This is a genomic window from Pseudomonas sp. PGPR N4, assembly GCF_059693665.1.
Map to the genome: position 1 here is coordinate 266,671 of NZ_JCAUKV010000006.1, position 24,369 is coordinate 291,039.

A 24,369-nucleotide genomic window follows, 5' to 3' on the forward strand; every position below is an offset into this window, starting at 1 on the left:
TCGCGCGCGCGTCGGTGGAAAAATCCAGCGTGCCAGCGCTGGCGCCTGAGGTCGAACCTTTCAGCGCCAGCCTGAACAAGGCTTAGATCATTTCTTCGGCGCCCTTGCCGCCCAGCACGATCTCGCCGGCATCGGCCATACGCCGCGCGATGGTGAGGATTTCCTTCTGCGCGGTCTCGACGTCGCTGACCCGCACCGGGCCCTTGGCTTCGAGGTCGTCACGCAGCAGCTCGGAAGCACGTTTGGACATGTTCTTGAAGATCTTGTCCTTGACCCGCTCGTCGGCGCCCTTGAGCGACACCACCAGTACGTCCGAGGCCACTTCGCGCAACAGCGCCTGAATGCCACGGTCGTCGACGTCGGCGAGGTTGTTGAAGACGAACATCAAGTCTTCGATCTGTTCGGACAGGTCGCCATCGATCTCGCGGATCGAATCCATCAGCTGACCTTCGACCGAACTGTCGAGGAAGTTCATGATATCGGCAGCCCGCTTGATACCACCCAGCGTGGTCCGCGCGGCATTGGAGTTGCCGGAGAACTGCTTCTCGAGGATCTGGTTGAGTTCCTTGAGCGCCGCTGGCTGTACCGTATTCAACGACGATACGCGCAGGATGATGTCCAGGCGCACCTTGTGGTCGAAGTTACCCAGCACCTCACCGGCCTGGTCAGGGTCCAGGTAGGCCACCACGATGGCCTGGATCTGCGGGTGCTCGAAGCGGATCACGTCAGCCACGGCGCGTGGCTCCATCCACTTCAGGCTGTCCAGGCCGCTGGTGTTGCCACCGAGCAGAATGCGGTCGATCAGGCCGTTGGCCTTGTCCTCGCCAAGGGCTTGGTTGAGCATCTTGCGGATGTAGCCGTCGGAGCCGACGCCAAGGCTGGTCTGCTCGCCGACGATTTCGACGAACTCGCTCATCACCTGCTGGACCTGGTCGCGGTGGATATTGCCCACCTGCGCCATGGCCACGCCGACTCGCTGCACTTCCTTGGGGCCCATATGGCGCAGGACCTGCGCGGCATCGGTTTCGCCCAGCGACAGCAGCAGGATCGCGGCCTTGTCGGTGCGGCTCAGTTTGGCGGTAACGGCTCGGTTATCACTCATCGGCGTTGATCCACTCTTTCACGACCTGGGCGACACGGCCCGGGTCTTCGGCCACCAGGCCTTTGATTGCGTTCAACTGCGCCTCATATCCCTCACTCGGGCTTGGCAACAGAATGCTTTGCGGGCCACCCAGGCTGACACGGTCGTTGGCCAGATCGCCATCCAGACCAATCATCCCACCCAGCTCCATGTCGCCGTCGGCAGCAGACTGCTTGCCACCGCCGGTGATGTTGTTGAGCACCGGACGCAATACGCCGAACACCAACACCAGAATGAACAGCACACCCATCATCTGCTTCATGATGTCCCAGAACCAGGGCTGCGAGTAGAACGGGATATCGGCGATTTCAGGGCTGCGATCAGCGGCGAACGGTACGTTGATCACGGTCACGCTGTCGCCACGGCTGGCATCGAAGCCCACCGCGTCCTGGACCAGGCGGGTGAAGCGCGCCAGATCTTCGGCGCCCCACGGTGCACGGGTGGTTTCGCCAGTCGCAGCATCGAGCTTGGCCTGATCATCCACTACCACTGCCACCGACAGGCGGCTGAGGCGGCCCTGTTGCTGACGGGTATGGCTGATCGAGCGGTCCAGCTCGAAGTTCTTGGTCGACTGCTTGCGCTTGTCGGCCGGGTACGGTGCGAGCATAGGCTGGCCGGTGGCCGGGTCCATAATCTGCGCGCCATTGGCATCCAGCAATGGCTGGCCAGGCTGAATGGCACCCGCTGGGGTTGCCGCGGCGGTGGCGTTTTGCGGTGCGGCAGCGGCAGCTGGCGGCTGGTTGCTCAGAGCACCCGGCACGCCTTGCGGCCCCTGGCTGCTGGTGCGCTGCTCGTCGACCGACTGTTCGCTGCGCAGGGCTGGCTGATCAGGGTTGAACTGCTCGGAGGTCGACTCGACTGCACTGAAGTCGACATCGGCCGACACTTCGGCCTTGTAGCGGTCATTACCCAGCACTGGCTGCAGGATGTTGTGCACACGCTGGGTGAGCATGCCTTCCATGCGTCGGCTGTAATCGAACTGCTTGCCGGCCATGGTCAGCGAAGAGTCCTGCAGTTGATCGGAGAGCAGGTTGCCTTTCTGGTCGACCACGGTGACCTGGGTCTTGTCCAGTTCCGGCACGCTGGTCGCCACCAGATTGACGATCGCCATCACCTGGCCCGGCTCCAGCGCACGGCCCGGATACAGTTCGACCAGTACCGACGCACTTGGCTTGCGCTCGTCGCGCACGAATACCGAGCTTTTCGGGATCGCCAGATGGACGCGCGCGGCCTTGACGTTGTTCAGGCTCGACACGGTACGCGCCAGCTCGCCTTCCAGGCTGCGCCGGTAGCGGGTCGCCTCCATGAACTGGCTGGTGCCCAGACCCTGCTCTTTGTCGAGCATCTCGAAGCCGACGTTGCCGTCGCTTGGCGCCACGCCAGCGGCTGCCAGTTTCAGGCGCGCACGGGAGAGGTCGTCGGCCTTGACCAGCAGAGCGCCGGAGTTGGGCTCCACGTTGTAGGGGATGTCGGCAGCGCCAAGCACTTCCATGACCTGCTTGGTGTCCATGCCGGCCAGGCTGCCATACAGCGGCCGGTAGTCCGGCTGCTGCGACCAGAGCACCACGGCAAAGCCGATAGCCACACTGGCAGCCAGCCCGACCAACAGGCCGACCTGACGCAGGGCGGGCATCCGCGAGATGTTTTCCAGGAACGACATGCCGAACAGCGGCGGCTTGGCCACTGGCGGCCCGCTCTTGGCGGGGGCGTTATCGACGACTGCTTCGGCCATGAGTCAATTAGTCCTCAAACCGGCATCTGCATGATGTCCTGGTACGCCTGAACCAGCTTGTTGCGCACCTGGGTCAACGCCTGGAATGACACCGAGGCTTTTTGTGAAGCAACCATCACGTCGGTCAGGTCCACGCCGCTCTTGCCAATTTCGAAAGCGTTGGCGAGCTGGCTCGAGGCCTGCTGGGTTTCATGGACCTTGCCAATGGCCTGGCCGAGCATGTCGGCAAAACTGCTCTGCCCTGGCGCCAGCTCAGGCGCAGCTGCCACTTTGGGCAGGGACATGGCATCGGCCTGCATGGACCGCATGTCCAACATCAGACGATTGAATTCAACACCTTGGCTCATGAACTTCTCTCTCCGGCGGCCGCATTTTTTTGACACTCATGCAGCGGATAGGCTGGTGCTAGCAAGAGCGATGCCAGCCATCCTGTAAGCGGGTTAATTAAGGTGAATCAGCCGAACAGGCTGGCCTCGACATCAAGGCCGGCATCGCGCATCTGCGCCAGCTTGTAGCGCAGGGTGCGTGGACTGATGCCCAGTCGATCGGCCGCTTCCTTGCGCCGCCCGCGCTCGGCGCGCAGGGTGTCGATGATCATCTGGAATTCGTGCCGGCGCAGGTCATCGCCCAACACCCCGGAATCAGCAGGCGAATCGCTAGTGACTGCCTGTGCAGGCGCGACCAGCGCTGCCGGTGCGGACAAGGCAATGACCCCACCCAGACAAAAATCCGCCGCCTCGATCAAGCCGCCCTGCTGCAGAATCAGCGCCCGCTGCAGGGCATTGTCGAGTTCGCGCACGTTGCCCGGCCACGGATGGTTCTGCAGGCAGTGGCGCGCCTCGGCAGACAACCGGACCGGCGCGTGCTTCATCTTCGCCACATGGCGTGCCAGCAGGCGCTCGGCCAGCGGCAGAATATCGCCGCTGCGCTCGCGCAGCGGGCACCAGGCCAAGGGGAACACCGACAATCGATAGAACAGGTCTTCACGGAAGCGCCCCGCCGCCACTTCAGCGCCCAGGTCGCGGTTGGTGGTAGCCAGCACGCGAATATCCAGCGCGATCGGCTTGCGTCCACCCACCCGCTCCACTTCGCGCTCCTGCAACACCCGCAGCAGCTTGGCCTGCAAGCCCAGCGGCATTTCGGAAATCTCGTCAAGGAGCAAGGTACCGCCATCGGCCTGCTCGAATTTGCCTGGCTGAGCGGCAATGGCGCCGGTGAAGGCGCCCTTCTCGTGGCCGAACAAGGTTGCCTCGAGCATGTTGTCCGGGATTGCTGCGCAGTTGATCGCCACAAACGGCTGCGCCGCTCGCGCGGACTGGCGATGGATGTACTGCGCCAAGACCTCCTTGCCGGTACCCGATTCGCCGGAAATCAACACCGTCGAATCACTCTGGGCGACTCGCGCAGCCAGCTCCAGCAAGCGCCGGCTGGCCGGCTCGCATGCCACCGGGCCGTCTTCATCGGCTCCGCCGACGCGACCGCCAGCATGACGCGCCACCAGACTTAACAGCGCCTGCGGCTCGAACGGCTTGACCAGGTAATCCACCGCGCCTTGGCGCATGGCCTGGACCGCACGCTCAACCGCAGCATGGGCGGTCATCAGCAGCACCGGCAATTGCGGATGGCTGCTGCGCAATTGCAGCAGCAACTGATGGCCGTCCATGCCCGGCATGTTGACGTCACTCACCACCAGACTGAACGCTTCACCGGCCACAGCGGCCAACGCCTCTTCGGCACTGCCCACCGCCCGATAGGCAAAACCGCCGATCTCGAGGGTATCGCCAAGCGCTTCACGCAGCACCCGGTCATCCTCGACCAGCAGCACCTTGATACCCATCAGCGCGCCTCCCCAGGCAACTCGCCAAGCAGCGGCAGGATCACCTGCACGCAGGTGCCCCGACCTAGTCGCGAGCGCATGCGTACTTCGCCCTGATGTGCGCGCACCACCGCCTGAACCACGGCCAGACCGAGCCCGGTACCGGTAGTCTTGGTGGTCAGAAACGGCTCACCGAGGCGCGCCAGCAGCGCCGGCGCGATGCCGCAGCCAGCATCACTGACGCACAGGTGCAGCGCATGCCCACGGCGGAACAAATGAATTTTTACCCGCGCCGGCAGCGTGCTTGCCTGCAGGGCGTTTTCCAGCAAATTGAGCAGTGCCCCGACCAGGGTGTCGCGATTGCACAGCAACTCACCCAGGTGGGTGTCGCACTGCCAACGCACTGCATGGCCCTGCACATGCACCTGCGCGGCTTGTTGCAACGCCTGGAACAAACCCTTCGGACTGAGCCGATCAGCCAGCGGCAACTCACCGCGGGCGAACACCAGCATGTCGCGCACTTGATGCTCAAGCTCGTGCAGGCGCTCCTTGAGGTTTCCAGCAAAGCGCTGACGGGTTTCGCTGGGCAACTGTTGCTGCGGATCCGCCAGATGGCTGGCATAGAGCATGGCCGCCGACAGCGGCGTGCGGATCTGATGCGCCAGCGAGGCAACCATGCGCCCGAGCGAGGACAAGCGCTCATGCCGGGCGAGTTGATCCTGCAGGCGACGGGTTTCGGTCAGGTCGGTCAACAGGACCAACTGGCCAGGCTCGGCATCCAGCGAACGAGTAGCGATCGACACACGGCGGCCATCGCGCAGGGACACTTCATGGCCGTCGTCCTTGCGTGGAGCGAAACTGCGGGCAATGATCTGGCGCCACAATTCGCCGAGCAATGGCTCGCCCAGCAACTCGCAGGCTGCAGGATTCGCCTCACGCACCCTGCCGTGCTCATCGATCACCACCACCCCGCCAGGCAACAGGTCGAGCAGGTTCTGCAGGCGATTGGCCAGGCGTTCCTTTTCGTCCAGTTCAGCCATGCGCTGCGCACTGACTACAGCCAGCTCGCCCTTGAGCTCGCGCACCCGCGCCTCGAGCATGCCGTAGGATTGATTCAGTTGGCTGGAAACCTGATTGAACAACGCGAATGCGTGTTCAAGGCCCTGTCGGCTTTCCTGCTCGACCGGGATGCGACCCTGCGGATCAGCGGCTCGGGAAATCGGGGCGGCGTGGGGCATCGTGCTCTCTCGCGTGGCTGACCGTCATAAAAACGGTGTGTTGCCTGCGATATAGCAATAGCCGTGCCGGAGATAGGGTTAACGGGGTGGAGGGCTTATCAGGGCTGCACTGCAGCCCTATGCAAGGGAAACGGCAGGCGTCAATCCTCTGCCTGTTCCTCGCCGTCACGACGGCTCATGCCGTATTTGCGCATTTTCTCCACCAGCGTCGTACGGCGAATCCGCAAGCGCTCGGCGGCCCGCGCAACGATACCATTGGCGTCGTCCAGCGCCTGCTGGATCAAGCCTTGCTCGAGGCTACCGAGGTAGTCCTTGAGGTCGAGGCCTTCGGGCGGCAGCATCGCGTGATTGGAGAAATTCGGCGTATGGCCGTTGATCGCAACGCGCTCTTCCAGGTCGCTGCGCATGCTGTCGACCAACTGCTCGTCTTCATCGTCGACGTAGCGGAATTTCTTCGGCAGCTCGGACACCCCGATCACACCGTAGGGATGCATGATCGCCATGCGCTCGACCAGGTTGGCCAGCTCGCGGACGTTGCCAGGCCAGCCATGCCGGCACAGCGACATGATCGAGGCCGAATTGAACCGAATCGACCCACGCTTCTCGTGCTCCATACGCGAGATCAGCTCGTTCATCAGCAGCGGGATGTCTTCAACTCGCTCGCGCAGCGGCGCCATCTCGATCGGGAACACGTTCAGGCGATAGTACAAGTCTTCGCGGAAGGTGCCCTCTTCGATCATGACCTCAAGGTTCTTGTGCGTGGCGGCAATGATGCGCACATCGATGCTCTGGGTCTTGTTGCTACCGACACGCTCGAAGGTACGTTCCTGCAGCACGCGCAGCAGCTTGACCTGCATCGGCAGCGGCATGTCGCCGATCTCGTCGAGGAACAGCGTGCCGCCGTTGGCCAGCTCGAAGCGCCCAGCTCGACTGGTGATCGCACCGGTAAACGCGCCCTTTTCGTGACCAAACAGTTCGCTTTCGAGCAACTCGGCCGGGATCGCCCCACAGTTGACCGGCACGAACGGTGCCTCACGGCGCTTGGAATGATAGTGCAGGTTACGCGCAACCACTTCCTTGCCAGTGCCCGACTCGCCGAGGATCAGCACGCTGGCGTCGGTGTCGGCCACCTGCTGCATCATCTGCCGCACGTGCTGAATGGCGCGACTGGTGCCGACCAGGCTGCGGAACAGGTTCGGTTCGCGCTGACGGCCACGCTCGCGGGCATGGTCGTACATTTCGCGATAGACCTGGGCGCGGTGCAGGGAGTCGAGCAGCTGGCTGTAGCTGGCAGGCATTTCCAGGTTGGACAACACCCGACGGCGCAGGTCCTCAGGGAACTCTGCAGCAGAAACATCGCCAAGCAGCAACATCGGAAGGAACTCATCCCAGCCTGCCACTGTCTTAAGGAGCCCTTGCACACTGGAAGGCGCATTGACCGCACCGATCAGTACGCACAGCACCTCACGGCTGGAGGCCAGCGACTCTACCGCTTGCTGCCAGTCCTGGCTTGAGCAAGACAGGTTGTCTTCGCCGAGAAAGTTCAGAACCACTGCCAGATCGCGGCGGCGGGCGCTGTCGTCATCGATCAGGAGAATCTTGGTTTCACGCCACATGCAATAGCAACTTCCCTAGTCATATCGGCGCCCTGAGGGCGTGCTCGACATCATTCCGACTGAATGGTCAGTGTTCGGACGTCTGAAATTCGAATACAGCCACTAGTAAAGTCAAAAAAAAACGCACAGTCAAATTTATGGCGCTCAGTTTTTGTATCTCATCAGTGTCAGCTGAACAGATGGTATACCTTGGCGGCATTTTTCGCCTGACGGATTTGCGTCATCTCGTCGACTAAAGTTTGACGTTCCCCACTTGCAACTTCAATCAGATGCCGATAGACCTCGAGTAGCTGCTCAAGGCTGGCACGTACCTGGCTTTCGTTGTGCGATGCTTCGGACAACACGTCATCGACGCACAGGCGGCACTCCAGGTCGAGCTCGCTCACTGCATCCCAGTCGCGGCCGGCGAGCGCTGCCAGCAGCGCCTCACGGGTCTGTTCGATACGCTCGATCACCATGCTCATGCCACGCTCCTTGGATCAGCCTTCCGGCTGTTGGTCGGCGATCGCATCCCAGCCTTCCTTGACCGTGATCAGCAGGCGGGCGACTTCGTCGATGATCGCGGTGTCGGTCTTCAGGTTCGCCTCGACCAGGCGCCGGCTCATGTAGGTATACAGATTATCAAGCTCGGCCAGGCTGTCGGCGTGGTTTTCCAGGTCGAGACCTTCACGCAGGCCGCCGATGATGTCGATGGCTTTGCTGAGGAGGATGCCTTGCTGGGCGATATCTTTGCGCGCGATAGCACCCTTGGCTTGTGCCAGGCGGTCCAGCCCGCCCTGCATGAGCATCTGCACCAGACGATGCGGGCTCGCCTCGGACGTCTGCGCCACACCGTTGACTTTCTGGTACTGCCGAAGGGCCAGCATCGGATTCATGGATCTGCCTCGTTACCGCGAAAAAGGTTGCGTATACCCTGTATATCGCCGCCACGTCAAAAAACTTTAGCCGCGAAAAAAAACCCGGTGCGTCTTGGCAACGCTACCGGGCTTGTTTCAGCTGCTCATGCTCAGGACTTTTTGGCCTGCGCATTGATGGCTTCGAAGATCGAGGTAATCTGGTTGGCCTGAGCCTTCATCTTGCCCAGAGCGGTGTCCAGCGCCACGTACTTCTTGGTCAGCGATGCGGTCAGCGCCTCGGTACGACGATCCAGGGCAGCCTGCTGATCGGCAAGGTTCTTGGCGACCTTGTCGAGGTTGTTCTTGCGTGTCACCAGGCTGCCATCGACCGCGTTATACGGATCAATGACTTTGGTCATGCGCTCGAAAATACCATTGGTGCCGCTGAACAGCTGCTGGATCTCGCTGCCAAGTTTCTTGTCATTCATGGCGCTGTCGAACTTGCTGCTGGAGAACTCCAGCGTGCCGTCTTTCTGCGTGTTGATGCCAAGCTGACTCAAGGTGGTCAGCCGGTCACCTGCGCCAACTTCGGCCAGAACACCGCGCACATCGGCCAGCAGCGACCGGGTCGTCGGATCGTTGCTCAGTGGGCCGAGCGTTACGCTGCCATCAGCATTGGTGGTGGCTTTGGTCAGCGCAGCAACCGTTTTCTGCAGGGTGTTGTATGCGTCGACGAAACTCTGCACCGACGTTTTCAAGCCGTCGTTGTTGGATGCTACGGTGACCTTGGTCGGCGACCCAGCGAGGCTGGCGCCGGTCAATTCGAGTGACAGCCCGCTCACTGCGGTGGTGACGGTATTGGAAGCACTCTTGACCTCCAGGCCATCCACCAGCATGACCGCATCCTCAGCTAGCGCAGTGATATAGCCAGCGCCTTCGGTCTTCATCGATTTGGTGCCGTCGATCTCCAGATCAGGGATACCGCTGACCTTGATATCGGTATTGGCGCCTGTAGTAGTGGAACCCAGCACCAAACGAGCACCATCTTCACCGGTGATGATGTTGGCAGAGATGCCACTGGCGCTCAGTTCCTTGTTGATCTGGTCGCGCACGGTCTGCAGGGTCGCATCATCACCAACAGTTATCTTGTAGCTCTTGCCACCTTGCTCGATGACCAGCTCGCCCGGATCAATGCTTTTACTCGGACCTTCAAGAAACGCCTGGCTGGCGACCTTGGAACTGGTGGCGAGGTTTTTCACTTCGATGCTGTAAGAGCCCGCCACAGCCGTGTTGCTGGCTTTGGCCTTGACCACGCTCTCGCTTGCCGACGTTGCCGCATAGGCATTGAACGACGGCGCATTCTTGTCGTTGAGCTTACCCATCGACGTAGTGAAAGCAGTGAGGGCACTACGCAGCGCGCCAACCCCGGAAATGTACGCAGCATTGTTGCTGGTCTGCCGGGTGATCTGTGCCTTCTTGGCGGCAGTATCGGAATCGACCAGCACTTTTACGATTTCAGTGATGTTGATTCCAGAGCCGAGGCCCAAGGAGGAAACGATCGAGCTTGCCATGGTGGTGCTCCTCTCTGCTTGTGCGGTCACCCAAGGTTACAGGGCCGCAACGATTCATTATTGCTGAATTCGCCGCCAATCATACCTTGGCGTCGAATAGAAGACTGTTGACATCACTCAAGCTGCTGGCGATCCGCAACGCCTCTTCCGAGGGTAGCTGACGAATCAGCTCGCCAGTCTCGCTGGCGATGACCTTGACCACGATCTTGCCGGAATCCTCATCGGTGGAGAACTCCAGATTACGTCGAGACGTGCTCAGGAATTTTTCTATTTCCGATACCGCATTGCGAACCTGCTCGGCATCGATCACGGCCGGCGGTTGTTTCGTTTCACTGACACGATCAGTATCTGCCGAGCGCAACACAGGCGCATCAGCTACTGGCTTGTCGGCGACCACCTCGACCGGACGCACGGCCGGGTAAGACTGGTTCAGCTTGACGCTCATGTCCATGTCTGCCACCTCGCAACGAAAAAAGCGGAGAAGCGCAGCATTCTGCACTCCTCCGCCAACGACCAATCAACTATTACTGAAGCAGCTTCAGTACAGCGGATGGCAGCTGGTTGGCCTGAGCCAGAACCGAAGTGGAAGCTTGCTGCAGAGTCTGCTGCTTGGTCAGCTGGGCAGTTTCAGCGGCGAAGTCGGTGTCTTGTACGCGACCACGAGCAGCTTCGGCGTTTTCGTTGATGTTTTGCAGGTTGTTGATGGTGCTGGTCAGACGGTTCTGCACGGCACCCAGGTCAGCACGAGTAGTGTTGATGGCGTTCAGGGCGTCATCGATCGCGCTCATGGCGGCGGTGAAGGTGGCCTCGGCCGAGGAGCTGTCTGCACCGGTGATGTTCTGGCCGGTCAGACCGCTCAGTGCACCAGTGGTGTTCAGCGCGTCGCTCAGGTTGATGGTGATCTGGTTGTCAGTACCGGTGTTGGAACCGACCTGGAAGGTCATCTCGCCAGCGTCGCCGTTCAGCAGGTTCTTGCCGTTCAGCTGGGTGCTGTTGGCGATACGGTCGATTTCTTTCAGCATCGACTGGAACTCTTTGTCCAGTGCGGCACGGTCGTCTTCGCTGTTGTTGTCGTTTCGCGACTGAACAGCCAGTTCACGCATACGCTGCAGAATGTTGGTCTGCTCTTGCATCGCGCCTTCAGCAGTCTGGGCGATCGAGATAGCGTCGTTGGCGTTTTTGATCGCCATGGTCTGACCTTTGATCTGCGAGGTCATGCGGGTAGCGATCTGCAGGCCGGCAGCGTCGTCTTTGGCGCTGTTGATTTTCAGGCCGGAAGACAGACGGGACATCGAGGTGCTGAGTGCATCGGTAGCACGGTTCAGGTTCTTCTGAACGCCCAGGGAGGTAGTGTTGGTGTTAACGGTCAAAGCCATGACGAATTCCTCGTTAATTGGGTACTACGGCTTCCGGCCTTGGCAATTCGCCGGGTGGGGGCACAGAGAACCTTCGTAATAGTTATCGTCGTCAGCGGGCGTTGCTTTAGCGGATTTTCGAAAAAAATTGGTGGCATCCTGCCAGCCCAGAGAATTCGCGGACTTGACGCCATGATTCAGGCGCGCATTTAAAGACCGCAGGGCAAAAATTTGCCCCTGACGCAAGCTTGCCTGCACACCAACAAAAACGCCGCCCGGGATATGGCGGCGTTTCTATGCATACATCGACAGTGCTCAGTCACATCGTTCGATGATCGCCGAGCCCCATGACAGACCTACGCCGAAGCCGCTCAACGCGACGCGCTGGTGACGTGAGCCGAATACATGTTTTTCCAGTAGCAAGGGAATGCTCGACGACACAGTGTTACCCGTCTCGACCATGTCCTTGACGAACCTGGCCTTGTGTTGCCCTTCCTGGAAGCGCAGCGATACCGCATCGACGATGGCCGCGCTGCCCTGGTGCAGGCAGAACAGGTCAATGTCATCAGCCTGCAATTGGCTGGCATCGAGCAACTGCTGCAGGTGAGCGGGGATCTTCACCAAGGCAAAGTTGTAGACCTGGCGGCCGTTCATGTAGAACTTGCCTTCAGTGGTGCGCAGGTGCTCAGCGCCACTGCCGTCGCTGCCGAACAGCGACTTGCCGAGCTTCCAGCTGGCGTCCTCACCCATCCAGGTGGCGGTTGCAGCATCGCCGAACAGCATGGTGGTGTTACGGTCTTCAGGGTCGACGATCTTCGAGTAAGGATCGGCGGTGATCAGCAAGCCATTCTTCAGGCCCGCGGCTTCCATGAAGCCCTTCATGGCATACAGTCCGTAGACATACCCAGAGCAGCCAAGAGAAATGTCGAACGCCGCGATATGGGTGGGCAGGCCCAGCTTGTGCTGGACGATCGCAGCGGTATGCGGCAGCCCTTCGGCGTCACCGTTCTGGGTAACGACGATCAACACATCAATTGCCGCCGGATCCAGCGCTGGATTATTTGCAAACAAGACTTTGGCAGCCTCGACAGCCAGATCGGATGTTTCCTGGCCGGCGTCCTTGCGCGGCAAGAACGTCGAACCGATCTTGCCGAAGATGAAATCCTGGTCTTTGCCGAATTTCGCACCCTGGGCGTAGTTGTCCACCCCTTCGGTGGGCACGTAGCTGGCAATGCTTTTAATGCCAATCATATGGCTTCCCAATTCAATAACAGCGAAACACCCACTGCATGCACAACGACAAAAAGCCAGGCGATACGGTGACTACCGATCCCTGACCCGTTTTGCAGGCGCTATGCAGCGGCTCCCGGTTTCCGACAATATACAGTGAAGATGCGCGTTCTGACTCTCAAGTCACGCTCTTTTTGTCGAATACGCGTTCGCTGCGGACTGCCCGGTCAGGCAATCGCCGAGCACCTCGACGAGCCGATCCTGGCCCGCTCGCGGCAGCCCCCACCAGAGTGGCAGACGCAACAGCCGCTCAGCACTGCTGTCAGTGACTTGCATCGAGCCGTGCACGCGTCCGTAGCGTTGACCCGCTGGGGACGAGTGCAGCGGCACATAGTGAAACACGGCATAGATCTCGTGCTGCCTGAGCGCATCGATCACAGCCTGGCGATCAATCCCGGGCGCGAGCAGTACATAGTACATATGGGCGTTGTGCTGAACGTCGAGGGGGATGATCGGCCGACGCAGCAAGCCTTGCTGCTCGAGCGGCTCCAGGGCGCCATGGTAGTAATCCCAGCTGGCCAGGCGGTTGTCGGTGATCGCTTGCGCTTCCTCGAGCTGAGCCCAGAGAAACGCTGCAATCAACTCACCAGGCAAGAACGACGAGCCGACCTCCTGCCAGGTGTACTTGTCTACCTCGCCGCGGAAGAAGCGACTGCGGTCAGTGCCCTTCTCGCGGATGATCTCGGCGCGCAGCACCTGCTTCGGGGTATTGACCAACAGCGCTCCGCCTTCACCGGAAATGACGTTCTTGGTCTCATGGAAGCTGAATGCACCCAGATCACCAATGCTGCCCAGCGCCCTGCCTTTGTAGCTGGACATCACACCTTGGGCGGCGTCCTCGACCACGGCCAGGCCATGCTTGCGGGCAATGGCCATGATGCTGTCCATTTCGCAGGCCACTCCAGCGTAGTGCACCGGCACGATCGCCCTGGTTCGCGGGGTGATGGCGGCTTCGATCAGGCGCTCGTCGAGATTGAGCGTATCGGCCCGGATATCGACGAATACCGGCACAGCGCCACGCAGCACGAACGCGTTCGCAGTCGAGACGAAGGTGTAGGAAGGCATGATGACTTCATCGCCCGGCTGGATATCCAGCAACAGCGCCGTCATTTCCAGCGCGGCGGTACAGGAGTGGGTCAGCAGGGCCTTGGCGCTGCGGGTGTGGGCTTCCAGCCACTGGTGGCAGCGCTTGGTATACGGGCCATCGCCAGCCAGCATGTTGCCGAACTTGGCCTCGGCAATGTAGTACAGCTCTTTGCCCGTCATGTGCGGGCGATTGAAGAACATCTTTTCTGTGTTCATTGCTGATTTTCCGCAGTCGCCACCCGAAGCCATGGGTCGCTGGTTAGCCATTCAGAGCCCCGGAACGGTGCTGATCCTGCCACCTATCTGAGTGCCCTTCTCAAGGTTCTGGTAAAAGTATGGGGTGAATCCGGCAGCGGCCATCGCCCGCTGCGTCCTGCCGATGTCATAGGCGACGCGGTGCAGTACAAACGTCTCACCGTCCCAGGTGGCGAAACCTGCGCGCGGGTCTCCGTCACGCGGCTGGCCAACCGAACCCGGATTGCAATAGACCTTGCCTTGGCCTTGCCAGAGAAACTGCACATGGGTGTGCCCTGAGGCGAAGCGACAGCCCGGCAGCGCATCGAAATAGCCTTGCGAGGGACGCAGATATTCATCCAACGGATCATTCCAGCCGCCATGCACCATGTGGATTTCCTGCTCCACGGCATGCGTGGCCAGGCCTTTCAACCAGTCAAGGTTACTCGCGCTGATGACACCCGCCTGATAATCCAGGCACGCATTGGCACTGTTCGAGCGGGGGCAGCGCTCTTGATTGGCCAGGTACCAGTCGTGGTTACCCATCACCGAAAGCACCTGGTGCTCGCGCAATGCATCGCAGCACGCATTGACCTCGCTGTAGTAGCCAGCGGTGTCGCCCAGGCAGATGATCCGCGACACGCCAAGCGCATCAAGCCGGTCAAGCACCGTACACAGTGCGCTGTAGTTGCCGTGGACGTCAGAAATGATGCCGATCATAGACAACGTGATCCTCTATGTAGCGGACCGCGAAGCCCTGCCTGAGTGTCGGCTGCTGGGCAATCCTGCCGTCCAGATAATAGTCCAGGCACATCGCCGCCTCGTTATAGCCAAAAGCAGTACGGATCGAGCTGGTCGAAGAAATCCGCGGATTGATCTCAAGCAAGCGCCAGCCGCCCTGGTCATCGCGGCGAAACTGCAGATTGGTCGGACCTACCGGCTTGAACGCACGGCACAATCGGGCGACCGTGCCGTCCAGGCTATCGGCCTGATAGACCCACGCCTTGGCGGTCGAACCGTCGGAGGCCAGACTGCGCTGGAAGGCAATGCTCGCACCGGCATTGCCCAGGCCGTCGCCGAACACCGCCACGGTGTACTCCTGAGCCGCGGTGCCAATGATCGGCTGCGCCATCATCACCTCACCGAGAAGCGGCGCATAAGGCGTGAAGTCCTGCTCCTGGTGGACCCATACCAGTCCTTTAGAGGCATAACCCTTGCGCGGCTTGAGCAGAAACGGCAGACCCAGGGCCTGCTTCAGCGAGTGGAAATCACCGGCTATCAGGCTTGGGATGCGGCAGCGCTCGTCAAGCGCCAGCAGGGCCTGATCCATGGCCCACTTGTCGCGCGACAAGTCGATCAGAGCCTGGGTATTGAGCGCCACCTGAGTACTCGTCTTCGCCAGCAGCGCACGGTGGTCGGAAAGCCAGTGGACGTCCTGCTCGATGCCCGGAATCAGCAAGTCGACCTGGTACCTGAGCACTACCTGTTGGAGCCAGTGGCCGTAGTTGGCATCGGCAGTCAGCGGCGCCTGTTCGAACACATCGCACCATGCCCGGCCGACCGCATCGTCGTAGATATCGGTGCCTACCAGGCGCACCGCGGGGTCGGCTGCACGCAGCGATTTCAGCAGGCCATAGCCCATGATGGCACCCACGCCGGTGACCATTACCGTTCTCATCCGTGCATCCCTCGCTGTGCCCGCATCAATTCGAAGCCGCGCCGGATATCCACCTTGGGCGCGTAGCCAATCCGTTCGAACAGCGCGTGCGCGCAGGCGAACATTGGCAGATCGGGGATATCAGCCCGATCCGGCAGAAACTGCACATCAACCGGCTGACCGAAAGCCTCGAACGCCGCTCGGGCAATCTGCGACAGGCGCGGGTCTTCTGGATGGCCACAGTTGTGCAAGCCCTCGACCCGCTGCTCGGCGACTCGTGCGCAGATCTCGGCGAGATCATCGACGTGCAGGTAGTTGCGACGAGGGTCGTTGCTGCCGTACAGCTTGACCGTGTTGCCGGCTGCTGCACTGTCGGCAATGGCGTACAGCAGCGGTTGGTGGATTCGACACTGGGCCTGACTGTCATAGACCTGGCTGATACGCAGAATCGTCAGGGCCATGCCCCGTGACTGACAGTACAGGCTGACGACTTCTTCGGCGTGCCGTTTGGACAGCGCATAGATACCGTAATACGGGTCTTGCGCTTGATGCGCGGCCCAGCGCGATGACAACAGAATGAAATGCCGCGCGCCACACTGTTCGGCCAGGCGACAGGCTGCCAGCGCACCGACGCTGTTGACCTGCTCGGCACGCACCAGATCGTCGGGCTCTGCGCCACCGAAATCGGCTGCGGCGTGCACCACTACATCGAACGATTGCTCACAGACCGGACTATCCAACCGACTCAGGTCAAAGACAATGTTAGCCTCGCGGCGCCCCGCCAACTGGACCGGGCCGTGGCGTGTCAGCGCCTGGGCGATTGCTTTGCCGAGGGTCGAAGTGCTGCCGATCACCAGGCTTTTCATAGGTCGGCGACGGTCGCTTCGAGCATCAGCGCGCAGCTGAGCTCCGGGTAATCGATGGCGACGGTGCACATGGCAGTGGTAATGCTTTCGCTGAGTTCGAGTGATTTCATCTGCGAGGTCATGAACGGCTTGAGGAACAGGCCTTCCTTGCGCACGACCCGCAAACCCGCCTGCTCGAGCTCTTGCGTCAGCGTGTCCAGTGAGTAGGCGCGCAGATGCCCCAGTTCATGATCGCCCTGCCCCAGCACCATCATGTCATCAAGCAGCCCAGCGGCATGGCCGAAGCGCCGGTGCAGCGATTGTGCATTGGGCACCAGAACAAAACAGCGGCCATTGGGCTTGAGGTACTGGCGGAAGTGGCGCAGCACTACCTGCGGGTCTTCGACATGCTCAAGGACAAAGCCCATGACGATAAGGTCAAAACGCTGATCGGTTTCGAAGGTTTCAAAATAGCCTTCGACGATGTGCGCCGGGCTGTCCGGGTATTGCGCCTGGAACTGGGCAATTACCGAAGGCGAACCATCGATCACAGTGTGCGAGTTGAAATAGCGAGAGAATCGATTGGTTGAGAAACCATGCCCGATACCCAGTTCCAGCAAGCTGAGCTCAGGGCCGCAAAGCTCCATGATCCGCCGCGGGTACCAGTTCAGCATGATGTTGTTGTCGTAGGCGTAGCCGAAACTGTCGCTGTAAGCGCCAATGAAAGTATCGAGTGTGTTGTTCATCTATGCCGTTTCTCCTGCATGGATCGGAGCGATGTCCGCCATGATCGTTGTCATGTGACTGACGCCGCTCAATCTGGCAACCAGGCACGCCGCCATGCTTGCAGTCGGTCGCCTTCGAGTAGCCAGTCCTTACGTACCTGGGCCTGCAGGGCAGAGCCCAACTGGGCTGACGCCTGTTGATCGTCCAGGTGCAGTCTGATTGCCCGGACCCAATCTGCCGCCTCATTGCTCACGCGTGTCAACGGCAACACCTCGCCACCGACAAACCCTGCAACCCGGCTGCAGATCACCGGCTGGCCACAGGCTGCATGCTGCAGAATGCGCAGGTCGCCCGAGCAGGCGTTGGCAAAGGATTCACGCATAGGCGCCAGTGCCAGATCCAGATCCAGCTCTGCCAAAGCCTGGCCCAGACGGCTGTCGTCGACCTGCGGCTGCCAGGCTGTCAGCCAGCCACGCAAGGCGGCTGGGCAATCGCCCAGCACGACCCATTCGACCGCCCCTGCCAACGCCGGTATGACCTCGGCAAGCACGTCCGCGTCTTTGTCGCCCAGCCAGCCCACACGCGGCTTGCTGCCCTTGCCGCGACCGCCTTGGAGGCGCCCCCAGCTACTCGGCAACGCGCTTTCCAGCAAGCGCACATCTTCATGCTCAGCCTGCAACAGCTGCGCCAGCGCCGGAGTGCTTACCAACACCCGATCGGCCTGGCTGATGCCATGCTGCAGCCGCTGCTGCAGCTCGGCGGCGGAGAATCCGCCGGGCAAGGACATTTCCGGCAGATAGCCGTCCAGATCGTAAACTTTGAAAACCGCCGAAAATGCCCGCAAGCGCCGCAGCGCAAGCAGACCGGCGTCATCGCAGGGGCGCTGGACAATTACGCTGGTCGGTTCGAAACGCTCGATTTCGACCGGCGACAGCATCCCGGCAGTCACCGCGCCATCGAGCTCGCCGCAGTCGCGCAAGGCCATGAACGGCAACAGCAAGCGCGCCCTGCCCAGGGGCTGCGGACCTGCTGCGCAGGCCAGCACGGTTGGCAGGATGTGCTGTACCGGGCGCCAGCTCAACGCGTTGGTTTCCAGGCTGAAGCTTTTTCCGGCAGTCAGCGACAGATTGCGGTTATAGGCTGGATCGCGTGCCAGCGCGGGCAACCAGCGGGCATACAGCGCATCTTCCTGATCAGCGCTGGGCGCCGGCACTGGCTCGGCATCGAGCAGCAGCCGCGCATGCGGTGTCCAGACATTCAGGTAGCCGGACCGTTGCAGCTTCAGACACAGATCAACTGCGGTCCAGCAGGAGAGCAAAGGAGCGGCATCAAAGCCCCCCATTTCAATGAACAGCGCCCGGCGCAGCATCAGGCATTCACCGCCCAGCGCCGAGTAGTTCTGGTCCAGGCAAAGGCGGTCCATGTAGCCGGGGGCCTGGGCGGATACGCCTGCAAACGCCGGCCCGACCGAGCCCGCCAGGCCGAGCACCAAACCTCCCTGAGCAATGCTGCCGTCGCGGTTGAGCAACTTGCCGCCCACCGCGCCGACTTCCGGGCGCTGAGCGTGATTGAGCAGCGCCTGCAGCCAACCTGGCTCGAGCAGGACGCTACAGGCACTGAGCCAGACCAGATACTCGCCGCGAGCCTCCTGCGCCGCCGCGTTGCACATGGCCGCAGGCGCCTGACCGGGGGCAAATCGCAGCACCTCGAAACGGCCCGCACCTATCTGCTCGAGCTGGTCGAGCCAGGCTTGGCGGGCAGGGTCGTCTGTGCCCGGCTCGATCAACAGCACCTGGTAATCGCTGTAGGACGTCTGTGTCAGCAAGCTGTCGAGGCAGCGTTGAAACTGCTGCAGTTGCCCCTCCAGGTAAATCACGATACTGACCAGTGCCGGAGACTGCAGTCCATATTCAATGCGATAGCCACCGTGCGACTGCGCCAGCACCTGCGCGTTGACATAACCGCGCGCCTGCAAATGAGCGCCGATCACCGCCTGTTCGTCGCTGCACGGCACCTGGCCGGGCACCTGCGCTATGAGCAGTGTTTGACTGGCGTGGGCGACACAGCCCAGGCCGTGTTCGCTGAGCAGGCGCAACTGCAACTCAAGTTCGAACGCACGCCCGGCAGCGCAGCTGAATCCCTGCTGTAGGGCTTCACGCCGGTATAGCCAGTGCCTTGCCAGCTCTGCTGGGCGCGACAGCAACAGGTCGAGGTTGAGATCGGGGCGCAAACAGAGTTCGACGGCGCCATCATCGCCACGCGACGCCTCGTCTGCGTATACCGCCAGACAGTCGCTGGCGGCTTCAGCCAAGCCTACTGCGCACAGCAGCAGGCCACTGTGGATGAATGTTGTGCCCGCCTCGACCAGCATCAGCCATGGGCTCTGGCTGCCGCTCAGCCACGCATTGATAGCAGCCAGCGGCTGCTGTGGATCCGTCGCCAGCCATTCGATATTGCTCTGCTTGGGCTGGACCCTGCCAAAAACGACGATCTGCAGCTGCTGATAGCGGCTGTGAACCAGACTGTCCACGGTGGCAGCCAAAGCCACCTGATCGCCTCGGTCAATCACCAGCACGGCAATGCGCGGCGCCCCCAGTCGCTCCAGACGCTGCTTGATGGCCTGCAGTTGCGCGGGCTGAGGGCGGCGCTGGCGGATCCAGTCGAGGATGCCCAGCCGATTACCTGCAGCTTCAAGGCGCGCTGCACGCTGGGTTTTGTCGATGAACACGTCAAGCTGCTGCCAGAACGGTGCGGTGCGCTCGACGTAGCGCGGCAAGGCAGCACCAAGGCTTGCCCTGGCGCGCTGCAGCGCATCCGCTTCATCACTCATGGCAAAACCGATGCAGCCAAAGAAGCTGTTGTCGAGGAACTCACGGTCGATGCCGACCCCCGCCATGAAGATGACCGGGCATCCGCAGAGTACGGCGATCACGCAGGTCATCGACCATTCGTAGGTGTAGAGCACCTCGGCCTTGCGCAACACCTCGGCCAACTCGGACAGGCTCAAGGGGTTGGCGATACTGAGCAGGCGGACCTGCTCCGGCAACTGGGTGTAGTCGATGCGCTCGAGTGGATAGCGGTTGTGATACAGGTAGCTGCCTTCACGCACCACTGCGGGGGCACCGCCTGCAAACAATTCGATATCGATGGTAGGCAGGCAAAGCAGGTCGCCATCCGGAAAACCCTGCGCTTCGGCAAGCCGCGCCGCGTAGTAGAACATCAGGTCGTCGGGACTTGCCTGCATGTCCTTGCCGGTGATGAACTTCTCGAAGTTAAGCATGAACCGCGCAACCACGGCTGCCAGCAACGGGTTGCCCGAAACCACTTCTGGATACACCGCAATCGGCACCTTGCCTTGTGCCCGGTGCCGTTCACGCACGGCCGCATCGAGCGCTGGCGTCTTCAGCTCAGGGTTCACCGCGCCGCTGCCGTGGATATACGCCTCGCGACCGCTAAGGTTGAGCACGTGACACAAATAGTGCATCGAGACGATGCCTGACGATGTTTCGCGATACCCAGGCGCCATGATGTAGTAGGGATGCTCTGGCTTGGCATACATCAAACGCAGTCGCGCGAGCGCTGCGTCGTAAGGTTGAGCGCCTGGTTGCGCGGTATTGGACATCAGAAACTCCAGGATCAGTTCAGGCCGGACGGCGCTGCAGGAACGCTGCAGCATCACTGCCGGTGTTGAACAGCAGGTCGATCACGCTTACCCCGTGCAGAAACTCGCCATGCAACTGCGGGTAAACCGGATAGCCGTCATAGCTCATGTAATCCAGCCCCAGCCCTGCTGCAGCGAATGCCGCTTGGTCCAGATAGCAACTGGCCGCAGGCCCGGACAGGTAATCGCTGGCGCCGAGTGCCTGGCACAGGTGGATAAGGCGCTCGTTCTTGCCGTCAGCTCGCCCCAGATCTTCCGAGCGGTACAACCGCGTGGAGATCCCCAGCAGCGGACACAAAGCGCTGATCAAGTGCTGGTTGATCTGCGACAGGAGGCTGAGCTTGGCTGCTTGCTCGTAGATCGCCCGCACCTTGCCTTCCATCTCGGCGAAACACGGCGCGCGACGGTAGCTCATGGCAATGGTTTTCCAATGCTGCTCGGCCCAGCCTGGATCACTGACTTCGACTTCGTTGATCAACTGCTCGAAACGACCTTTGTTCTTGACCGGCACTGTCAACCAGTGTTCGCCTTGCGCGGTCTTGATCTTGTTGCGGTTGCGCCAGTCGCGCCGGGTGTACTGCACATCGTCGTAAAAGACAAAGGCATCGACGCTGGCGATCAGGTCAAAATAGCCCTTCCACGGAATGTAATTCGACTGCAGCACAGCGACTTTCTTGTGCATCCCCGATCCCATCGCGCAGCGCGCCTACATCAGGCCTGTGACCTGTCAATAAATTGCCACCGGGCATAAAAAAGCCGGGTCCATGACCCGGCTTTTGCAATTCCCGCGCCAGCTATTACAGCTGCGCGAGCCACGCTTGCTGCGAGTGCGGGAGGCAGGCGTGGCCGAACTGCGCCTCGCCATGGAAGGCCCCAGGCCAGCGCTCGGCCAGCGCTGCTGCTGGATCTGCAACCACGCTGTCGGCAGGGCTGAGCAGCAACTGCGAACGTGGTGTCCACACCACCATCAGGCCGGCTTCCTTGGCAGCCAGGCACAGATTGATATCGGCCCCGGCCAGTCCTTGCAGACCACCACATTGGTCGAACACATCCTTGCGCACCATCAGGCAATCCGCCGAGACCGCCGCACAGCTGCGCACCGATGAGGCCCAGCTGTTGCTGGCTGCCTGGAGCATCGACAGGCCCTGCCATGGCGAGTACACCTGTGGCCCGGCGAGCAGCTCGTAGCCGGCATGCACCAGGCTGCCGTCAGCAGCTTCAAGCAGGCGGGCACCGACCACCCCTACCTCAGGGCGCTGGGCTTCGTTGAGCAGGCCTTCAATCCAGGCCGGGGTCACAACATGACAGCGCGTGGACAACAACAGCAGGTAGTCGCCGCGCGCCTGGCTGGCCGCCAGGTTCAGCAGATCACTGCGCGACGCACCAGGCGCCGCGCTGACCAGGCGTACACGCCCGCCCAATGCCCGTGCAGCCGCCTCGCTGGCAAATGCCTGATCGGCACCCGCGACGATGATTTCGTAGCGCGGGTAACGGGTACGCTGCAGTACCGAGGTCAGGCACGCCTGCAGTTGCGCCAGGTTGCCCTCGAACGCCAGCAGAATGCTCACCAGCGGAGTGCTGCTGTGACGGAAATCAATCACCAGCCCAGACGCGCCCTGATCGTTGACCTGGCTGCGATAGCCCAATTGCGTCAGGTGGCGATTGACGACTGCTACTGCGTCGCGCTTGGACGCCGGCGACGCTTGGCGCCCAATCACAAGGAACTCGTCCATGTGCGCCAGGCTGGCCACACCCTGGCTTTCGACCAAGCGCAGCAACACGTCAAGCTCAGCCGCGTTGGGATGGGCTTCGCTGTAGCCACCCAGATCGAGCAAGGCCTGACGGCGCAGCAACCAGTGCCGCGCCATCAGCCCAGGCTGGCTACGCAGCAGGTCGAGGTTGGCACCCGGCCGCGTGACACTGTGCAGCCGACCCTCGTCGTCACGCTGGACTTCATTGGCAGCGATCGCCTGGCAGGCAGGCGCTTCGCTCAGTTCAACCTGCAGCCGGAGCAAACCGCCCGGGAGCAATACGTCGCCAGCCTCGAGCAGCAGCAACCATTCGCTTGGCAGTTGCGCCACAGCTTGATTGAGGTGCTTGACCCAGTTGCTATCACTGACCTGGATGAAATGCAGAGTGTCGCGCGGCGTGGTGATGGTCGGCGGTTTGCCGGCTTTCAGCACCAATAATTTGAAGTTGCGCAGGCCGCTGGCCAGCAGGCTGTCAAAGGTCGCTTGCAAGGCCAGGTCGTCGTTTTCCAGGTCAAGCACGACATAAGCGAGCTGCGCAGGGGCGTGCTTGTTCAGGTGCGCCAGAACGCGCTTATGAGAGCTCGCGTCCGGGGTGGCTGCAGCAATTGCGGCAAGCACGTGCCCCGACGGCGTGGCCTGTAATTGCTGCAGATTATCCACAGCAGGCACTCGCTCCAGCCGTGCCAGCCAGTCCACCAGCTCATGCCGGCGTTGCGCATCTGCCTCGGCAGAGAGGCTCGCCAGCAGCTCACGGCACACATCAGCGTTGAACATGCCCATGGCGAAGGCTTGCCAGTACCGGTACTGCAAACTCTCGGCAGTGTCGTTAGGGTGTTGCACCAGCAGATCGCGCTGACGTACCCATACCCCTTCAAGGGCCTGCTGGTGCTGCTGGCCAGTCGGCCAGGCGTGGTTGAGAAACTCAAGCTCAGTCAGTTGGGCAAACAGGGCGCCATTGTAATAAGGCAGTTGCACGTCCTGGCGCGGCTCAAAGTCGCGCTGCGGATCGTCGATCACGCTGGTCCACTTTGAAGTGAAAATCAACGGCGCCGCGATCAGGTCGTAACTGTTGCGAACAAACTGGTTGAGCAGGACGAAGCCGTCATCACCGGCACACAAGCCATCGCGCGCCTCGTCCCATTCACGCAGGGCGCGGACAGTCTGGGTCAGGCGCTCCTCGCGGGCGGAACAGGCCGCGTCACCGGCTTGCCACTCGGCGAGCACGTCGGTCTGTTCAAGCTGGACAACTTCACCCTGAGCCAGCAGCGCCAAGGACAACGCCACGCGCATGCCAGCGAAATCCAACTCGCTCGGCGCTGCTGCCACTGCGGCTTGCAGGATCGCCACGCGCTGCACTGCGCGCCAGGCCTGCTGCCCGGCCTGGGCATACCGCGTCAGCCGCGCAACAGCGTCAGGCGCTTGCAGCGGCGCAAACGCCGAACCGACCTTATGATATGCAACCTCACTGCTGGCGGCTGCGTAAGCCAACACATAACCTTGTGCAGCCACGGCCTGAGGCTGAGCATGCAAACACGCTGCTGCCTGATCAAGCGCGGTGGGCAAGACAAAATCGGTGTCCAGCGCCAAGCTGACGAAAGGCGTCTGCACTTGCTTGAGCAACATGCTCAGATGATCAAGCCAGACCCCGGCGGCGCTCATTTCGGAAAGCGGCTCGAGGGCCATGCAAGGTACGCCAGCCTGAGCATAGTAATGCAGTGCGCGGGCACGGCTGCCTGACTGATCGTGTCCCAGCAGGACAACGGTCACATCACTGCGCGAGCCAATTGCGGTTTTGATCATAAAGCACCTGTTCA

General features: G+C 61.2%; 20 protein-coding genes. All 20 read right to left on the minus strand.

Features of this window, described 5'->3' with window-relative positions:
* Positions 1 to 82: 82 nt before the first annotated feature.
* Complete coding sequence (gene fliG / locus AC58X1_RS21355; RefSeq protein WP_101317844.1) at positions 83 to 1,102, minus strand: flagellar motor switch protein FliG; 1,020 nt, start codon at positions 1,100 to 1,102, stop codon at positions 83 to 85.
* Positions 1,095 to 2,873, minus strand: coding sequence for a flagellar basal-body MS-ring/collar protein FliF (fliF, locus tag AC58X1_RS21360; RefSeq protein WP_101317842.1), 1,779 nt, complete (start codon positions 2,871 to 2,873; stop codon positions 1,095 to 1,097). The genes fliG and fliF overlap by 8 nt, the downstream gene beginning before the upstream one ends.
* Positions 2,874 to 2,887: 14 nt before the next feature.
* Positions 2,888 to 3,220: a flagellar hook-basal body complex protein FliE gene (gene fliE, locus AC58X1_RS21365; RefSeq protein WP_101317840.1), complete on the minus strand. Its 333-nt coding sequence runs from the start codon at positions 3,218 to 3,220 to the stop codon at positions 2,888 to 2,890.
* 107 nt (positions 3,221 to 3,327) lie between these two features.
* Positions 3,328 to 4,710, minus strand: a complete 1,383-nt coding sequence (locus tag AC58X1_RS21370; protein WP_150573122.1) for a sigma-54-dependent transcriptional regulator — start codon at positions 4,708 to 4,710, stop codon at positions 3,328 to 3,330.
* Entirely contained in the window at positions 4,710 to 5,927 is a 1,218-nt protein-coding gene (locus AC58X1_RS21375) for a sensor histidine kinase (RefSeq protein WP_150569772.1), read from the minus strand. Before AC58X1_RS21375 ends, AC58X1_RS21370 begins: the two co-directional genes overlap by 1 nt.
* Positions 5,928 to 6,067: 140 nt before the next feature.
* Positions 6,068 to 7,543 carry a transcriptional regulator FleQ gene (fleQ, locus tag AC58X1_RS21380; protein ID WP_103436646.1) on the minus strand — a complete coding sequence of 492 codons (1,476 nt, stop codon included), beginning with the start codon at positions 7,541 to 7,543 and terminating at the stop codon, positions 6,068 to 6,070.
* Between the two features lie 167 nt (positions 7,544 to 7,710).
* Positions 7,711 to 8,007: a flagellar protein FliT gene (locus tag AC58X1_RS21385; protein ID WP_150573123.1), complete on the minus strand. Its 297-nt coding sequence runs from the start codon at positions 8,005 to 8,007 to the stop codon at positions 7,711 to 7,713.
* 15 nt (positions 8,008 to 8,022) lie between these two features.
* Positions 8,023 to 8,418, minus strand: a complete 396-nt coding sequence (fliS, locus tag AC58X1_RS21390; RefSeq protein WP_150569774.1) for a flagellar export chaperone FliS — start codon at positions 8,416 to 8,418, stop codon at positions 8,023 to 8,025.
* A gap of 131 nt (positions 8,419 to 8,549) precedes the next feature.
* Positions 8,550 to 9,950: a flagellar filament capping protein FliD gene (gene fliD / locus AC58X1_RS21395; protein ID WP_150569775.1), complete on the minus strand. Its 1,401-nt coding sequence runs from the start codon at positions 9,948 to 9,950 to the stop codon at positions 8,550 to 8,552.
* A 79-nt stretch (positions 9,951 to 10,029) separates the two neighbouring features.
* Complete coding sequence (locus AC58X1_RS21400) at positions 10,030 to 10,401, minus strand: flagellar protein FlaG (RefSeq protein ID WP_150569776.1); 372 nt, start codon at positions 10,399 to 10,401, stop codon at positions 10,030 to 10,032.
* Positions 10,402 to 10,474: 73 nt separating this feature from the next.
* Entirely contained in the window at positions 10,475 to 11,326 is an 852-nt protein-coding gene (locus AC58X1_RS21405; protein WP_150569777.1) for a flagellin domain-containing protein, read from the minus strand.
* Positions 11,327 to 11,620: 294 nt separating this feature from the next.
* Positions 11,621 to 12,556, minus strand: a complete 936-nt coding sequence (locus AC58X1_RS21410) for a ketoacyl-ACP synthase III (protein WP_150569778.1) — start codon at positions 12,554 to 12,556, stop codon at positions 11,621 to 11,623.
* Between the two features lie 162 nt (positions 12,557 to 12,718).
* Positions 12,719 to 13,897, minus strand: coding sequence for a dTDP-4-amino-4,6-dideoxygalactose transaminase (gene rffA, locus AC58X1_RS21415; RefSeq protein WP_186698627.1), 1,179 nt, complete (start codon positions 13,895 to 13,897; stop codon positions 12,719 to 12,721).
* 51 nt (positions 13,898 to 13,948) lie between these two features.
* Positions 13,949 to 14,635: a metallophosphoesterase family protein gene (locus AC58X1_RS21420; RefSeq protein WP_497429431.1), complete on the minus strand. Its 687-nt coding sequence runs from the start codon at positions 14,633 to 14,635 to the stop codon at positions 13,949 to 13,951.
* Entirely contained in the window at positions 14,616 to 15,593 is a 978-nt protein-coding gene (locus AC58X1_RS21425) for an ATP-grasp domain-containing protein (RefSeq protein WP_150573126.1), read from the minus strand. Before AC58X1_RS21425 ends, AC58X1_RS21420 begins: the two co-directional genes overlap by 20 nt.
* The gene (locus AC58X1_RS21430; protein WP_150569782.1) at positions 15,590 to 16,438 is read right to left on the minus strand and encodes an NAD-dependent epimerase/dehydratase family protein; all 849 of its coding nucleotides are present in this window, start codon (positions 16,436 to 16,438) and stop codon (positions 15,590 to 15,592) included. Before AC58X1_RS21430 ends, AC58X1_RS21425 begins: the two co-directional genes overlap by 4 nt.
* Positions 16,435 to 17,163 (minus strand): class I SAM-dependent methyltransferase, encoded by a 729-nt coding sequence (locus AC58X1_RS21435; RefSeq protein WP_150569783.1) that lies wholly within the window; start codon positions 17,161 to 17,163, stop codon positions 16,435 to 16,437. The genes AC58X1_RS21430 and AC58X1_RS21435 overlap by 4 nt, the downstream gene beginning before the upstream one ends.
* A gap of 68 nt (positions 17,164 to 17,231) precedes the next feature.
* Entirely contained in the window at positions 17,232 to 20,765 is a 3,534-nt protein-coding gene (locus AC58X1_RS21440) for a glycosyltransferase (RefSeq protein ID WP_497429432.1), read from the minus strand.
* A gap of 19 nt (positions 20,766 to 20,784) precedes the next feature.
* Positions 20,785 to 21,486, minus strand: coding sequence for a WbqC family protein (locus AC58X1_RS21445; RefSeq protein ID WP_150569785.1), 702 nt, complete (start codon positions 21,484 to 21,486; stop codon positions 20,785 to 20,787).
* Between the two features lie 115 nt (positions 21,487 to 21,601).
* Positions 21,602 to 24,355 (minus strand): glycosyltransferase, encoded by a 2,754-nt coding sequence (locus tag AC58X1_RS21450; protein WP_497429433.1) that lies wholly within the window; start codon positions 24,353 to 24,355, stop codon positions 21,602 to 21,604.
* Positions 24,356 to 24,369 lie beyond the last annotated feature (14 nt).

What these genes read in the sequence shown, in the direction of transcription:
- AC58X1_RS21445 (WP_150569785.1), bottom strand. Translation starts at nt 21,486, where the DNA reads ATGCACAAGAAAGTCGCTGTGCTGCAGTCGAATTACATTCCGTGGAAG.
- fliG (WP_101317844.1), bottom strand. Translation starts at nt 1,102, where the DNA reads ATGAGTGATAACCGAGCCGTTACCGCCAAACTGAGCCGCACCGACAAG.
- AC58X1_RS21375 (WP_150569772.1), bottom strand. Translation starts at nt 5,927, where the DNA reads ATGCCCCACGCCGCCCCGATTTCCCGAGCCGCTGATCCGCAGGGTCGC.
- fliF (WP_101317842.1), bottom strand. Translation starts at nt 2,873, where the DNA reads ATGGCCGAAGCAGTCGTCGATAACGCCCCCGCCAAGAGCGGGCCGCCA.
- fliS (WP_150569774.1), bottom strand. Translation starts at nt 8,418, where the DNA reads ATGAATCCGATGCTGGCCCTTCGGCAGTACCAGAAAGTCAACGGTGTG.
- AC58X1_RS21450 (WP_497429433.1), bottom strand. Translation starts at nt 24,355, where the DNA reads ATGATCAAAACCGCAATTGGCTCGCGCAGTGATGTGACCGTTGTCCTG.
- AC58X1_RS21370 (WP_150573122.1), bottom strand. Translation starts at nt 4,710, where the DNA reads ATGGGTATCAAGGTGCTGCTGGTCGAGGATGACCGGGTGCTGCGTGAA.
- AC58X1_RS21410 (WP_150569778.1), bottom strand. Translation starts at nt 12,556, where the DNA reads ATGATTGGCATTAAAAGCATTGCCAGCTACGTGCCCACCGAAGGGGTG.
- AC58X1_RS21440 (WP_497429432.1), bottom strand. Translation starts at nt 20,765, where the DNA reads ATGTCCAATACCGCGCAACCAGGCGCTCAACCTTACGACGCAGCGCTC.
- fleQ (WP_103436646.1), bottom strand. Translation starts at nt 7,543, where the DNA reads ATGTGGCGTGAAACCAAGATTCTCCTGATCGATGACGACAGCGCCCGC.
- rffA (WP_186698627.1), bottom strand. Translation starts at nt 13,897, where the DNA reads ATGAACACAGAAAAGATGTTCTTCAATCGCCCGCACATGACGGGCAAA.
- AC58X1_RS21400 (WP_150569776.1), bottom strand. Translation starts at nt 10,401, where the DNA reads ATGGACATGAGCGTCAAGCTGAACCAGTCTTACCCGGCCGTGCGTCCG.
- AC58X1_RS21420 (WP_497429431.1), bottom strand. Translation starts at nt 14,635, where the DNA reads ATGATCGGCATCATTTCTGACGTCCACGGCAACTACAGCGCACTGTGT.
- AC58X1_RS21430 (WP_150569782.1), bottom strand. Translation starts at nt 16,438, where the DNA reads ATGAAAAGCCTGGTGATCGGCAGCACTTCGACCCTCGGCAAAGCAATC.
- fliE (WP_101317840.1), bottom strand. Translation starts at nt 3,220, where the DNA reads ATGAGCCAAGGTGTTGAATTCAATCGTCTGATGTTGGACATGCGGTCC.
- AC58X1_RS21425 (WP_150573126.1), bottom strand. Translation starts at nt 15,593, where the DNA reads ATGAGAACGGTAATGGTCACCGGCGTGGGTGCCATCATGGGCTATGGC.
- AC58X1_RS21385 (WP_150573123.1), bottom strand. Translation starts at nt 8,007, where the DNA reads ATGAGCATGGTGATCGAGCGTATCGAACAGACCCGTGAGGCGCTGCTG.
- fliD (WP_150569775.1), bottom strand. Translation starts at nt 9,950, where the DNA reads ATGGCAAGCTCGATCGTTTCCTCCTTGGGCCTCGGCTCTGGAATCAAC.
- AC58X1_RS21405 (WP_150569777.1), bottom strand. Translation starts at nt 11,326, where the DNA reads ATGGCTTTGACCGTTAACACCAACACTACCTCCCTGGGCGTTCAGAAG.
- AC58X1_RS21435 (WP_150569783.1), bottom strand. Translation starts at nt 17,163, where the DNA reads ATGAACAACACACTCGATACTTTCATTGGCGCTTACAGCGACAGTTTC.